Raw genomic sequence first — 13195 nt, forward strand, 5'->3', positions numbered from 1 at the left:
CACCTCAAGCAATTGCTCCGAGAAGTCCCTCTCCTTTTATAAAGGAGAGGCTAGGAGAGGATTCATAAAAAATCTTGTTTAAGCAAATTGGCGTAAGAAACGCACATCATTTTGGTAGAACATACGCAAGTCATTGATGCCATAGCGTAACATCGCAAAACGCTCTACCCCTAGACCAAACGCAAAGCCTTTATATTTTTCAGGGTCAATGCCCGCAGCGTGTAGTACATTTGGATGCACCATACCGCAACCTAAAACCTCTAACCATTTGCCACGCTCATCCATAATGTCTACTTCCGCACTTGGCTCTGTGAATGGAAAATAAGATGGACGGAAACGCACTTTTAAATCTTTTTCAAAAAATTCGTTCAGCAGATTCACCAACAACCCTTTCAATTCTGCAAAACTGGTATTTTCAGCAACGTATAAACCTTCGATTTGATGGAACATCGGTGAATGGGTTTGGTCTGAGTCACAACGATAAACACGTCCCGGGCAAACAATACGAATCGGTGGTTGTTGCGTTTCCATGGTACGGATCTGCACACCTGAAGTATGCGTACGCAATAAATGCGTCGCATCAAAATAAAAAGTATCGTGCATCGCACGTGCAGGATGATGCCCAGGAATATTCAATGCTTCAAAGTTATGATAGTCATCTTCCACTTCTGGACCTGTTGCCACAGTAAATCCAGCTTTAGTAAAAAATTGACAAATACGTTCTTGTACCTGTGTAACAGGGTGAATACTGCCCACAGTTTGTCCACGACCCGGCAAGGTAATATCAATCGTTTCGATCGCCAGTTTTTGTTCTAATGCCGCTTTTTGTAATTGCGTTTGACGTTCATTCAACGCAGCATTAATGGCTTCACGAACTGCATGAATGGCAGCGCCTTGAACTTTACGTTCTTCAGGATCCATTTTACCTAATGCCTTCGATTGTTCCGCAAGCTGGCTTTTTTTCCCTGTAAATTGCACTCGTACTTGATCGAGTGTAGCAAGGTCGTCTGCTGCTGCAATCGCAGCGAGCGCTTCAGTGGTCAGGGCTTCCAGTGACATAGTAACTCTCAAAGCAACAAATTTAGAAATTAATATAACTGTGTATTCTAACAGTTTTTATGCAGCTGGATGAAGCCTCATAAACAGGAAAATCAAATTAGTATTTTCCATCATAAAAAGTATAAGATAATCAGACTTTCATAAAAATGCTGTCACTGAGATCAATAACACATGGCACTCGACCCAATTTGGAAACAACAACTCACACTTGTCACCTATGGCAACGAATTTTTGTCCCAAGATTTAAGTTTTAATCAATGGGTCAATCATGCCATTTTTAAACAACATCGTTTATATTTTCGGGATTTGCTTAGCCAACATTTATTGGCACAGCACTTTCAAATCTGGCTAGAGGGCTTAAAAAAACAAGGCGCTTATCGCTTAAGTTTACATAGTTCAAGTCTTTTAAATGACGAACAAAACCCAAATGCCAATGTCGAGTTATTGGCGACACCACATTTTATTGTGAGTCATAGCAAGCAACAACATACGGCTTGGATTTTAGGCAAAGAGCTTGCCGAATGGTACACAGCAGATAATGATTATGCTGTTCCAGAAGCTCAGCAAAACAGCACTCGTCAAGAAACATTTTGGCGTTTTGAACTCACTGCAAAATATCATAAAAAAATAGAGCAAGATCTTGCCCAACCGAATTGGGATGATATTCAGGTGTATACTGACAATGAATTGTTTAATAGCAAATATGCACAAGGCTTTGTTGCGCCAAGTACGATGACACAGCCTTATTTAGGTGTAAGTACCGCCGCAACTTCTCAAGAGAATATCAACCATCTTGCGTTATTCCCAAGCGCTTACCCAGCAGAGTATGCACATGAAACGCTACACCGCTTAGAGGCGTTGTCTGCTTTTATTCAAAATAAAATGCGATCTTCTTCAAATGATTTAGAACCAGAGATCAGTCCAGAAGAACAGATAAATTTGCGTCATTTTTCACAAAAACTCGATGATTTATATAGCAAGTTTATTACTAAAGTTGCCAACCATTACAAGTCAGCACATTTAACCCCAAAACAAGCATCCTCACCTTTTGAACCGATGACCACTGAAAATAAACAGCAACGTTTTAGTCAAAACACTGAGTCTAAAGTAGGTAAATCAAGCGTGATGACCTTGATTGTGATCACGATTTTGATCTGTATCGCAGCATATTATTTTGGTTTATAAGTTTTAATTTTAAATAAAATCTAACTGACTAAGAAAGCAACATTAAAGTTGCTTTCTTACTTCCATCAGTGCAAAACCCAAAAGATTTAAACCTTTCCACTTCAATGGATCTTCGGCATTTTTATCATCTGCGGCTAAACCAATGCCCCAAATTTTATCTACAGGTGATGCTTCAACCAAAATACGCTCTTGTATATCTAATAAAAATTGCTTTAATTCAGGATGTTGTGAAAACTTGGCAATATTTCCATTTACAACAATATCGAAACGATGCTGAAGCCAAACATTTTCCTGATAATTTTTCACTTTCCGTCCCAAAGCTTTAGCTTCATTAGGATGATTCACCTGAATAATTTTCTGAAAAATATCTTCATCAGCAAATAGTTTGGCTTTTTGCGCCATCATATAATGTTCAGCCGTTTCATATTCAATACCATTTAGCTCAAACTTGGCAGGAAACCACTGACTAAAACAGCTTTTATCAACCACACTTTTTTGCTTCGGTGTATGTCCCCAAAAACATAAATATTTAAAGTGTTTACCTTTTCTCACGTCTTCCTGTACATCAGTGAGGTATTGAAAATCAGACACATTCTTCTCTTGTTAAATTTTCCATTGATAATGACAGATTTTTAAACCGTCACCATAGTTTTCAGCATCTTCAACTTGAACCAGTGTCGCACCTAGTTTTTCATAAAAATAACGACTTGGATTTTGATCAAAGACTTCCAAAGTTAAGGCATCATATTTTTCGACATCGATACATTGATAAAATCGCTTAAACAATTCTCGCCCTATTCCTTGTTTTTGAATAGATTTTAATAAATAAGATGCTCGCATTTCAGCAGTCCGTTTTTGCTTTGGTAAATAGCCATCTAAAAAGCCTAAAATCTTTTGATCTTTTTCATAAACAAGAAGGCAATGATTGTCATCCTAAAACACTTGTGTCCAAATCTGTATTTTTTGCACGACATTTAAAGTAGCCAAAATTTCAGATTTTGCTAGACCTTGATAAGTTTCACGCCAACTCTGCACATGAACTGCTGCAATTTGTGTAATATCAGCTGGTGTGGCTAGTCGAATCATTTATTTCTTCCTAAAATACCTATGGATTTAAGTAATCAAATCATTTTAAAAAAATTTTCAATTTCTTTTCTTGACCTTAAACGAATAAATTAAATATGTGCATATTCAGAATTTTTGATTCTGGCTTGATACTTTTTCCGATTCTTTTTATGGGTTTTGATCATCCATAAAATAATTGAATCTCGACTCAACATTTGTTTAAAACTTTCAGTATTATTTGAATTTTCCCAAAATGGCTGTTTTGAGATCGCACGACTTAAGGCACGTTTAATCGATTGATATAAATTAAGGTAAAAAGGTAAATCAAGCCAAATGACAGTATCAATCTCTTGCCAAGTCAAAGGTACTGTTCGAGTATAATTTCCATCAATCACATAGCCATCAGATGACTGCACCATCGCATCTTTAATCTTTTGAAAAAATTCAGCATCAGGCGTTTCTTGCCAATTATCCAACCACAATAAATCATCCAACTCGATATAGGCTAAATTAAGTTTTTGTGCTAATTGTCGAGCAAATGTTGATTTCCCTGAGGCAGATGTACCAACAACATTTATTCTTTGCATATAGCTATCCTATAAACCTCTAAATTATATGCAAATAAAAAGTAGCCTGAGCTACTTTTTAACCACATCTTTATTTGATCAATACAATGGGCGTATCGTTAATATCACCTTTTGATCATTGGCATGTTGGTTAATATAATGTTCAACCTCAGTCACTTCACCTTTCACTTCAGCGTCCGCGCCATACATCACTTTGACCGTTTCCCCAACTCTTGGAATTATTTGTAGTTCAACTTCGATTGAGCCTTGTTGTAAGCCTTCTATTTCTACACGCATGGTATTACTCCTTGTTGTTGTGATTCTACTCTATGCAACACTTAATCAAAGCAAAATACTGATCCTGTAGAATTTATGTAAGTGTTGACCGCGCTGTGTAATCTAAATCGTCTTCATCTATATTTTTAAAATCTGGCTCAGGTGTGGTTTCAAATTTTACTGCTTGAATGGTCAATTGACCTTGTAATTGTGCCTTTGCCACACGATGCATGCCATCCATCACTCGTCCATCTGCACATAAAATAATAGGATAGGTGAGGTCTGCTTCTTGAACCAATTGAATATGCCCAATAATTTGTTGAATTGTTGGATAACTGTCTGGAAACCAATAAGCCTCGTTGAGCTCTTGAATATCAACTAAGAGGATTTCTATGACTGGAAAATGTCGGCTTAACTCTATCAAATGATCCACATCCCAAATATAAGTATCATCACCCACTTGACGGAAATGATATTGTTTTCTCATTATTTTTTACACATGCTATATCCTAGTCAAAAAACATAATAACAGGAAAATACCGTGTATTTAGAAAGAGCTTATCGCCAAGTGGCTTTAGTCAGTTATGGAAATGAGTTTTTAACTGGCGCAGTGGATTCAGAAATTTTAGATCGCCATCCTTTACTTTTTACTCATTTTCCAATTTTGCGTGATCTAGAAAAAGGGGCTTTATTGGCAGGTTCTGCTTCACATATACTCAACCATCTGAAAATTCAGGGGCTTTATAAAATTAGTTTGCACTTTGCATCTAAAATATTTCCACCACTTACCGGTTCTCAAATCTTTGATTTTTATAATCGTGAACAAGATTTTTGCATCGTCTGCCATTTTCCAAATCAAATTTTTAAAGTGCTCATTCATGTTGATGAAAAACCACTTTGGCAAGAATATGATGCAAATCAATTTCCATTACAGTCTAACTATAATAATTATCATGATAGTGTTGAAAACTACGTATTGATGGATGTATCACCTGATTTTTCAGACAAAATTTTAGCGGATTTGCAGCCTTTTTCATGGCAATCTTTTTATAATGACTATCAAAATAACGTCTACGCCTTTGATATTTCAAAACGCTATGGTTCTTTTCCTGTTCCACTGACAGAAAGTAATTGCTATGAAGGTGATCTCTATCAAAAAGAGGAACAATTTCCCTTATTGCCTTTCCTGTTCCACTGACAGAAAGTAATTGCTATGAAGGTGATCTCTATCAAAAAGAGGAACAATTTCCCTTATTGCCTTTTAGTTTAAAACGAAATTATGCGAGTAATTTAATTATCAATGCGGCTGCGCTCCATCATCGCTTTAATAACGAATCTCATCCTAAAAATGAACATGCTGATTATTGGCACATATCAGAAGATGAAAAAAGAGAATTTTCACAAGCAGATCATACCTTAGATCAATTTTTACCAATTTTATTAAAACACAGTGCTAACCATTATCAAGATGCTGTGCTTAATGTACAAACACAATCCAACACGCCTTTTGTTTCCATGTCAAAAACCATAGAAAACTCACACGATGATTCAATAAATTTAGAATACACTAATCCTGAAAACCTTAAATCAAATGAAGCATCTGCTGGCTTCAAATGGTTTGGACTGATTAAGTTTTTATGGTTTATGTTGTGGTGTTATTGTGCTTTATGGACATTGGCATATTTTACAGTGCATTGGGGGAATATTTTTGTCCTTACAGTCGCTTTTCTATATGCACTGTACAAAATACTACCTAATTCAAATAAAAAATCTGCGTAAATCTATTTATTTCACCGATTCAATGACCTGTCATTTTTATTTTCATTTTCTGTAAAACAGTGTAAGCGATGTCATCCACAGCCGTAACTAAAAATACAAAATGCCCAATGGGACTCATTGGGCATCTTGTTTAAAATAGTATCCACTCATTTTATGATTAGACAAAAAGCATGCATTAATCATTATTTGAGATAAAGAAATACTGACGATAGTATTTTAACTCTGCGATCGAATCACGAATATCATCCATTGCTAAATGTGAAGCATTTTTCTTTAAGCCGCTCATAATTTCAGGACGCCAGCGTTTTGCAAGCTCTTTCACAGAGGATACATCCAAATTACGATAATGGAAATATTGTTCCATTTCAGGCATTAAACGGTGTAAAAAACGACGGTCTTGGCAAATCGAATTACCACACATCGGTGATGTTTTTGGATTCACCCATTTCTTTAGAAACTCTAAAGTTTGAAGTTCAGCATCACGTGCCGTTAATTTACTACGACGTACACGCTCAATTAGACCTGACTGACCATGTTGTTTGGTATTCCACTCATCCATCGCATTTAAAATTACATCTGATTGATGAACTGCAAGTACAGGTCCTTCCGCGAGAATATTCAAGTGATCATCTGTCACAATCGTTGCGACTTCAATAATCTGATCATTGTCGGTGTCTAGACCTGTCATTTCAAGGTCGATCCAAATCAAGCGTGTATCTGGCGTGCTGCTCATAAAGTGCAATCTTATTAGGCTATAAAATATGAATAGTAGCAAATTTCTGAGATCTTCGCTGTAATTCATTTCTGCATCATGTTATTTTTGCTTTCTCTTTTTTGTGGTTCTTAGGATATGAATGGCTTTAATTCGTAAACGTCGTTTAACTGAACAGCAACAACGCCGTATTCAGAAACAACATAAAACACGTCAAGAAGAAATTGATACGTCCAATGATCTTGAAGGTTTGGTCGTTCAGCATTATGGACGCCAACTTGAAGTACAAGCCCTTTCTACTCCTCTAGAACATCCCCCAAAACCCAGCGTTGCAGAAGGCGAGCCTGAACCGTTTTGGAAGCCGATTGAACTGAATAGTGTATGGCGTTGTCATACGCGCACCAACTTAGAACTGTTGGTTACGGGTGATAAAGTCAAATGGCAAGCTGATCCAAATACAGGTTTAGGCATTATTACTGCCATTCATCCACGAACATCATTACTGACCCGCCCTGATCGTTATCACAAAGTTAAACCTGTCGCTGCAAATATCAGTCTGATTGTGATTGTGTTTGCAGTTTTACCTGAACCTGCACCGACATTGATTGATCGTTATCTCGTGGCATGTGCGGATGCAGATATTCCAGTGTTATTGGTACTCAATAAGTCAGATTTACTCAAAGATAATGATCCCATTTTAGACATGCTGAATGAATATCAAGCCCTCGGCTATGAAGTACTCATCACACGCGCTGAAGGTAATTTAACTGAGCTTCGTCAGCGCCTTGATAATGAAACAGTGGCATTTGTTGGGCAATCTGGTGTCGGTAAAAGTTCCTTAATCAATGTGATCGTGCCGAATGCTGCACAAAAAACCAATATTATTTCTGAAAACTCAGCACTGGGACAACACACCACGACATCAACACGTCTGATTCGTTTTGGTGAAAATGGCGCTTTGATCGATTCTCCTGGTATCCGTGAGTTTGGACTTTGGCATTTAGATTTAGAAAAAATAGATGCTGGATTTTCCGATATTGCACAATTTATTGGACATTGCCAATATCGTAATTGTACCCATACCCATGAAAAACAATGTGCACTAAAACAAGCCGTTGCCGAAGGTGAAATACTCCCTAGACGCTTAGAAAGTTATTTGCGCTTAGTCGAAGAAATTACTGAGGCGCAACAAAAAAATTAATTTTCTTTAAATCTAGCCTTGAAGCAGTGATTTTGATCACCATATATATAGGCTATACTCGACACAAATTTTGATTGTCATTAGGTGAATTGTGGAACGTTGGTTTGAGTTTATGGGGAATCACCCCTTCTTATTTGGTGTTTTAGGGGTTCTGATCATTTTGTTCTTCGTATTTGAAGGTCAACGTAGTGGTCGTAAAATCTCTCCTCAATCACTTGGTATTTTAGTCAAAGCGAAGAATGCCATGTTGATCGATTTACGTGATACCAAAGATTTCAAAGAGGGTCATATCAGCGGTAGTCGCAATATCCCTTACAGCAAAATTACCAGTCATTTGGAAGAGTTAAAAACTGCTGATCGTCCATTGGTGTTTATTTGTAATATGGGTCAAGTTGCAGGCAGTGCTTTGCAACAAGTCGGTCATGCAGATAGTTATCGCTTAGACGGTGGTATTAGCAACTGGAAAGCCCAAGGCTTACCTTTGATCAAAGCAAAATAAGTTTAAGGAGTTGAAAATGACTGCTGATGTAATTGTATATTCTACAGTGTCTTGCCCATATTGCGTTCGAGCAAAACAACTTCTTGAGCGTAAAGGTATTGAGTTTAAAGAAGTTAATCTTTCAAATGAAGCACCTGAAGTTCGTGTAGAACTCATGCAACGTACAAAACACCGTACAGTGCCACAAATTTTTATTAAAGATCAATTCATCGGTGGGTTTGACCAACTTTATGCACTCGAAAAAGCTGGCAAACTTGACGAATTACTTGCTTAATCACTTCATAATATTTAAGGAATATAAAGAATGAGTGAAGAACAACAATCTCAACCACAACTTGCTTTAGAACGTTTATACGCAAAAGACTTATCTTTTGAAGTTCCTGGGGCACAAGTTTTTACCAAAGAATGGCAACCTGAACTCAACATCAATTTGTCTTCTTCTGCTGAAAAAGTTGACCCAACTCACTTTGAAGTATCTTTAAAAGTTGTGGTTCAAGCGAACAATGCGGGCGAAACTGCATTTATCGTTGATGCAACGCAAGCAGGTATTTTCCTCATTGATGGTATCGAAGAAGATCGTCTTCCATATATCTTAGGTGCTTACTGCCCGAACATTTTGTTCCCATTCCTGCGTGAAGCGGTGAATGATTTGGTAACTAAAGGTAGTTTCCCTCAATTGCTGCTTACACCAATCAATTTTGATGCGGAATTTGAAGCAAATATGGAACGTGCGCAAACTGCTGCAGCGGAAGGTCAAGCTTAAGTATTTAAGTAATGTCTGTACTAAAAAGATCGCTTTATGCGGTCTTTTTTGTTTTGTCTATTAGATTTCATTCAAACTTCACCTCGACTTCACATTCTGCCTTACATAAAAACTTATCATTTTAAAATCAATATTTTCATGCAGCATTGCTATGCCATTTACCCCATTACATTTAGGCTTAGGTGCAAGTTGCAAAGTCATCGGACATAGAAAAACCAGCTTTATGATCTTTGCAGGCACACAGGTGCTGATAGATCTCGAACCCCTGCTTGGCATGATCTACGGATGGCAATATTTACATTTTTACACACACAATCTCATCGGTGCTTTGCTGATTGGTGGTCTTGCAACCTTGTTGGGCAAACCAATCAGTGAATGAGTATTAAAGCTTTTTAATTATCCTGCATGTCAAATTTCTTGGAAAGTTGCTGCGCTCAGTGCATTTGTTGGAAGTTTTAGTCACATTTTATTAGATGCTTTGATACATAGTGATATGTATCCATTTTACCCACTCAGTAAAACACTATTTTTATCTACCCTTGTGCCTTATTCTGTTATTTTTTATGGCTGTTTAATGGGATTCGTCATCGGTGGAATTGGCTATTTAGTTCGTAAGCCTTAACACTCGGCAAGGTCTCAGGACGCAACAATCGTTCTAAATGTCAGATTAATCCGAGCTGTATGAACTTTTTTCGTGGGTGGTAAACGATGTAACCAATGACGTTGTGTCGTATCTTTCATCAACAATAAACTGCCATTTTGCAAAATAATGTCAATTTTTTCTTTGCTTTGCTTATGTTTAAATGCAAATTTACGCACAGCACCAAAACTGAGTGATGCAATTGTACCATTCTTTTTTAAATCTTTTTCTCCATCACTGTGCCACGCCATGCCCTCTTCCCCTGAATGATAAAGATTCAATAAACACGCATTAAATGTTTCTCCCGTTTCGGCTTCCACCAAAGCTTTTAAAATACGTAATTCAGCTGTCCACGGCAGCGCATATTTATGAATATGCGAATAGGTATATTCAAATGCCTGATCGCCATACCATGCCACTTTGCATTTCGTGGTAATAGTTTTACCAAAAATAATGGCTTGATCATGTTGCCATGCAATAGTTTGCAGTAACGTTTCAAAATAAGCATCTGCCTCAGTTTCAGTCAAAATCTGACCAAAATAATGTACACACCCCTCATAGGGCAATATATTAGAATGAGGAACACGATTGCTTTCAGTACTTTGCACCACTCTGTGCTCCTTCCCAACCGATTATTGCTGTTTTTCGGGCTTTGCCCCAATGATACTCACCCAATACACCTGTGGCTTGAATCACACGATGACATGGAATTAAAAATGCAACAGGATTGTTGCCTATCGCTGTGCCCACTGCACGTGAAGCTTTAGGATTTCCGAGTAGTTCAGCAATATTCCCATAGCTACTTAACTGCCCTTTAGGAATTTTCAATAAACATTCCCAAACTTTAAGCTGAAAAGCTGTACCTTTCAAATGCAGTTTAATTTGTGGTAATGCCTGCACTTGCTCATGTTCAGTCAGCTTAAAAATTGCCAATGCACTGTTTTGTAAATCATTTTTCTGCACTAAAAACGCTGCATTTGGAAATTGTGCTTTTAACTGCTGTAATGCGAGTTCTCTTTGCTCTACAAAATTCATTGCACAAATCCCTTTCGCTGTCGATGCTATCAGCACTTCACCAAAAGGCGTTGCTGCAAAGTGATATTCAATATGTAAATTAGCACCGCCATTTTTATACTCAGCAGGCGTCATGCCTTCAATTTGAATAAACAAATCATGTAAACGGCTTGGACTTGACAAACCTGTTGCAAATGTTGCGTCTAAAATAGATAACTCTTGCTGATGTTTTAAGATATTCTTTGCATATTGCAGGCTGATAAATTGCAAAAACTTCTTAGGACTGGTACCTGCCCATTCGGTAAATAAACGCTGAAAATGTGCTGAACTCAAATGGATGTGCTTCGCCACTTCATCTAAATTTGGCTGATCTTTAAAGTTATTTTGTATATATTCGATGGCTTGCGCAATACGTTCAAATTGCATTTGTTTCTGCATTGTCACATCCTCATGATCATTTTCTAAAGATCACCTTATCAACCCAGGTAATGAAAATAAATCCAGATCATGCGCAATTTGCATGATATTGATTTTTATAATTGAAATCGACAATAAAAAACTGCATCGTTTTAAAGGATGCAGTTTTAAACATCGAAGAGCATACTTAACAATATAACTTTAACGATACAATTTATGCCCTTGGTCACGAATTGCCGCAATTTTTTTTGCTTCTATTTTGGCATGATCCAGATGTCCATCTTGCACAATCTTTTTGGTTTTATCGATTTCAGCAATCAACTGCGCATATAATTGTGTTGATGTCGGTGCTTTGGCATCCTGAGCTTTTAGTTTTATTTTTTGCGCTTCGACTGCGGCAGCTCGCATATTGTCTAAAGCCTTGATGGCATCATTTTGATTTGTGGTTTTATTAAAAGTTTTGAAGTTTTTAGCAAGGGTTTCCATGTGCCCTTCAAGAGCACCACCAGCAAAACTTACTGTACTGAAACTACATACCGAAACTAGCATGAATGCGGCTAATGTTTTTTTGATCATTGGGATCATCCTTAAAACTGTGGCTATCATTGGTGATTATCCATTTTCAAGATTAAACATAATTTAAAATCGCAAAAAAACCAATAAAAAATGCAACGAATTCGTTGCATTTTGATATTTGAAGGTAATTTTAAACAGGATCAATCTCATGATTTAAAGCATCGTGAATTGCTTCAATGAGTTGCTGAGCAATCTCTTGTTTAGAGGCTTTTTCTAAATCACGTTTTTCCATTTGGTATTGATCTGCAAAAAATACAGTCATGGCATTTTGATCTGATGCAAAACCAATATCCGCTCGTGACACATCATTACATGCGATCATATCCAGTTTTTTCGCAACCAGTTTACCTGCTGCATATTCTTCAACATTACGAGTTTCTGCTGCAAAGCCCACCATAAATGGGCGTTTCTGTTGCTGCGCAATCGTTGCCACAATATCAGGGTTCTTGATTAAAGCGATATTCAGCTCATCCCCTGCTTTTTTGATTTTATGTTCAGCTACTTCTGCTACACGATAGTCCGCTACGGCAGCCGTTGCAATAAACACATCACACCCCTCTTCAAGCTGATGCAGACTTTCATCTAACATTTTGAGTGCAGAAGAAACATTAATACGTTTTACCCCATTAGGCGTATCCAGACTGACAGGACCTGCTATTAGCGTCACTTTTGCCCCTGCGGTATAACATGCTGCAGCAATTGCAAAACCCATTTTTCCTGTACTATGATTAGAAATATACCGTACAGGATCAATGGCTTCCCGTGTTGGCCCTGCGGTAATGGTGACACGTTTACCTGCGAGTAAACCGAACTTTTCAGCAAGCGCACGTTGTGCTTGATGGAAATAGTTTTTGACTTGTTCGGCTAAATCTTCAGGTTCAGGCATACGTCCTAAACCGACATCACCACATGCTTGTGAACCTGCATCAGGCATGATCACATGTACGCCATCTTCAACCAACGTATTTAAATTACGCTGTGTTGCTTTAGCTGCCCACATTTGCTGATTCATCGCAGGTGCAATCCACACAGGTGCTTTGGTCGCCAAATATAAAGTACTGAGTAAATCATCTGCTAAACCTGCTGCAAACTTGGCAATCGTGTCACAACTCGCAGGCGCAACAAGAACTAAATCCGCCCAACGTGCCAGTTCAATATGCCCCATCCCTGCTTCAGCTTCAGGATTAAGTAATTCCGTATGCACAGGATTACCTGACAACGCTTGAAATGTAAGAGGGGTAATAAATGCTTGCGCGCCATGTGTCATCACCACACGCACATTAAAACCATAATCCTTTAAACGGCGGACTAAAATCGCACTTTTATAAGCTGCAATTCCACCTGTGACAGCAAGAATAATATTTTTATTAGAAAATACACTGAGATCGAAACTCACGATCAAGTCACCTTTTTGTTGCAGTGGCGCTCACAATAGCATTAAAT

General features: G+C 37.7%; 20 protein-coding genes. 8 read left to right on the forward strand and 12 right to left on the reverse strand.

Translation table 11 applies throughout. The features are described 5' to 3' along the window. Positions 1 to 78 precede the first annotated feature (78 nt). Complete coding sequence (gene pheS / locus DJ533_RS16025; RefSeq protein ID WP_065993532.1) at positions 79 to 1059, reverse strand: phenylalanine--tRNA ligase subunit alpha; 981 nt, start codon at positions 1057 to 1059, stop codon at positions 79 to 81. 171 nt (positions 1060 to 1230) lie between these two features. Between pheS and DJ533_RS16030 the strand changes: the two genes are divergently transcribed. Beyond that, on the forward strand, positions 1231 to 2244 hold the full coding sequence (locus tag DJ533_RS16030) for a hypothetical protein (RefSeq protein WP_065993531.1): 1014 nt from the start codon (positions 1231 to 1233) through the stop codon (positions 2242 to 2244). Positions 2245 to 2286: 42 nt separating this feature from the next. On the opposite strand, the gene DJ533_RS16035 is transcribed toward DJ533_RS16030, so the two are convergent. The 6 genes from DJ533_RS16035 to DJ533_RS16055 form a co-directional block, all read right to left on the reverse strand. After that, entirely contained in the window at positions 2287 to 2835 is a 549-nt protein-coding gene (locus DJ533_RS16035; protein WP_065993530.1) for an NADAR family protein, read from the reverse strand. 12 nt (positions 2836 to 2847) lie between these two features. Continuing rightward, positions 2848 to 3135: a GNAT family N-acetyltransferase gene (locus DJ533_RS18975; protein WP_228716545.1), complete on the reverse strand. Its 288-nt coding sequence runs from the start codon at positions 3133 to 3135 to the stop codon at positions 2848 to 2850. A 42-nt stretch (positions 3136 to 3177) separates the two neighbouring features. Then, entirely contained in the window at positions 3178 to 3330 is a 153-nt protein-coding gene (locus DJ533_RS18980) for a hypothetical protein (protein ID WP_228716491.1), read from the reverse strand. Positions 3331 to 3419: 89 nt separating this feature from the next. Beyond that, on the reverse strand, positions 3420 to 3896 hold the full coding sequence (locus tag DJ533_RS16045) for a P-loop NTPase family protein (RefSeq protein ID WP_065993528.1): 477 nt from the start codon (positions 3894 to 3896) through the stop codon (positions 3420 to 3422). 78 nt (positions 3897 to 3974) lie between these two features. Then, the gene (locus DJ533_RS16050) at positions 3975 to 4172 is read right to left on the reverse strand and encodes a hypothetical protein (RefSeq protein ID WP_065993527.1); all 198 of its coding nucleotides are present in this window, start codon (positions 4170 to 4172) and stop codon (positions 3975 to 3977) included. A 73-nt stretch (positions 4173 to 4245) separates the two neighbouring features. Further along, complete coding sequence (locus tag DJ533_RS16055; RefSeq protein WP_065993526.1) at positions 4246 to 4638, reverse strand: hypothetical protein; 393 nt, start codon at positions 4636 to 4638, stop codon at positions 4246 to 4248. A gap of 54 nt (positions 4639 to 4692) precedes the next feature. Here DJ533_RS16055 and DJ533_RS18985 point away from each other — a divergent pair, with 54 nt between their 5' ends. Both DJ533_RS18985 and DJ533_RS18990 read left to right on the forward strand, forming a co-directional pair. Further along, positions 4693 to 5349: a hypothetical protein gene (locus DJ533_RS18985; RefSeq protein ID WP_228716492.1), complete on the forward strand. Its 657-nt coding sequence runs from the start codon at positions 4693 to 4695 to the stop codon at positions 5347 to 5349. Positions 5350 to 5405: 56 nt separating this feature from the next. Then, positions 5406 to 5930 carry a hypothetical protein gene (locus DJ533_RS18990; RefSeq protein ID WP_228716493.1) on the forward strand — a complete coding sequence of 175 codons (525 nt, stop codon included), beginning with the start codon at positions 5406 to 5408 and terminating at the stop codon, positions 5928 to 5930. 175 nt (positions 5931 to 6105) lie between these two features. Here the strand turns inward: DJ533_RS18990 and orn are convergent, their stop codons facing one another. Then, positions 6106 to 6663 carry an oligoribonuclease gene (orn, locus tag DJ533_RS16065; RefSeq protein ID WP_065993525.1) on the reverse strand — a complete coding sequence of 186 codons (558 nt, stop codon included), beginning with the start codon at positions 6661 to 6663 and terminating at the stop codon, positions 6106 to 6108. A 121-nt stretch (positions 6664 to 6784) separates the two neighbouring features. Here orn and rsgA point away from each other — a divergent pair, with 121 nt between their 5' ends. The 5 genes from rsgA to DJ533_RS19105 all read left to right on the forward strand — a co-directional run bounded on the left by rsgA (position 6785) and on the right by DJ533_RS19105 (position 9484). Beyond that, positions 6785 to 7843 (forward strand): ribosome small subunit-dependent GTPase A, encoded by a 1059-nt coding sequence (gene rsgA / locus DJ533_RS16070; protein WP_065993524.1) that lies wholly within the window; start codon positions 6785 to 6787, stop codon positions 7841 to 7843. 91 nt (positions 7844 to 7934) lie between these two features. Next, positions 7935 to 8342, forward strand: coding sequence for a rhodanese-like domain-containing protein (locus DJ533_RS16075; RefSeq protein ID WP_065993523.1), 408 nt, complete (start codon positions 7935 to 7937; stop codon positions 8340 to 8342). A gap of 16 nt (positions 8343 to 8358) precedes the next feature. Beyond that, positions 8359 to 8616, forward strand: a complete 258-nt coding sequence (gene grxC / locus DJ533_RS16080) for a glutaredoxin 3 (protein WP_065993522.1) — start codon at positions 8359 to 8361, stop codon at positions 8614 to 8616. A 30-nt stretch (positions 8617 to 8646) separates the two neighbouring features. Continuing rightward, complete coding sequence (gene secB, locus DJ533_RS16085; RefSeq protein WP_065993521.1) at positions 8647 to 9105, forward strand: protein-export chaperone SecB; 459 nt, start codon at positions 8647 to 8649, stop codon at positions 9103 to 9105. Positions 9106 to 9256: 151 nt separating this feature from the next. Beyond that, a complete protein-coding gene (locus DJ533_RS19105) occupies positions 9257 to 9484 on the forward strand; it encodes a hypothetical protein (protein WP_171488575.1) in 228 nt (75 codons plus the stop codon). Positions 9485 to 9741: 257 nt separating this feature from the next. Here DJ533_RS19105 and DJ533_RS16095 read toward each other — a convergent pair whose 3' ends face one another. The 4 genes from DJ533_RS16095 to coaBC form a co-directional block, all read right to left on the reverse strand. After that, positions 9742 to 10353 carry an alpha-ketoglutarate-dependent dioxygenase AlkB family protein gene (locus tag DJ533_RS16095; RefSeq protein WP_065993560.1) on the reverse strand — a complete coding sequence of 204 codons (612 nt, stop codon included), beginning with the start codon at positions 10351 to 10353 and terminating at the stop codon, positions 9742 to 9744. Continuing rightward, positions 10340 to 11197 (reverse strand): bifunctional transcriptional activator/DNA repair enzyme AdaA, encoded by an 858-nt coding sequence (locus tag DJ533_RS16100; protein ID WP_065993520.1) that lies wholly within the window; start codon positions 11195 to 11197, stop codon positions 10340 to 10342. The genes DJ533_RS16095 and DJ533_RS16100 overlap by 14 nt, the downstream gene beginning before the upstream one ends. 180 nt (positions 11198 to 11377) lie before the next feature. Continuing rightward, a complete protein-coding gene (locus DJ533_RS16105) occupies positions 11378 to 11752 on the reverse strand; it encodes a cytochrome b562 (protein WP_065993519.1) in 375 nt (124 codons plus the stop codon). 130 nt (positions 11753 to 11882) lie between these two features. After that, positions 11883 to 13148, reverse strand: coding sequence for a bifunctional phosphopantothenoylcysteine decarboxylase/phosphopantothenate--cysteine ligase CoaBC (gene coaBC / locus DJ533_RS16110; protein WP_065993518.1), 1266 nt, complete (start codon positions 13146 to 13148; stop codon positions 11883 to 11885). Positions 13149 to 13195: the final 47 nt, after the last annotated feature.

It is taken from the genome of Acinetobacter defluvii (genome assembly GCF_001704615.3).
Lineage (GTDB): Bacteria > Pseudomonadota > Gammaproteobacteria > Pseudomonadales > Moraxellaceae > Acinetobacter > Acinetobacter defluvii.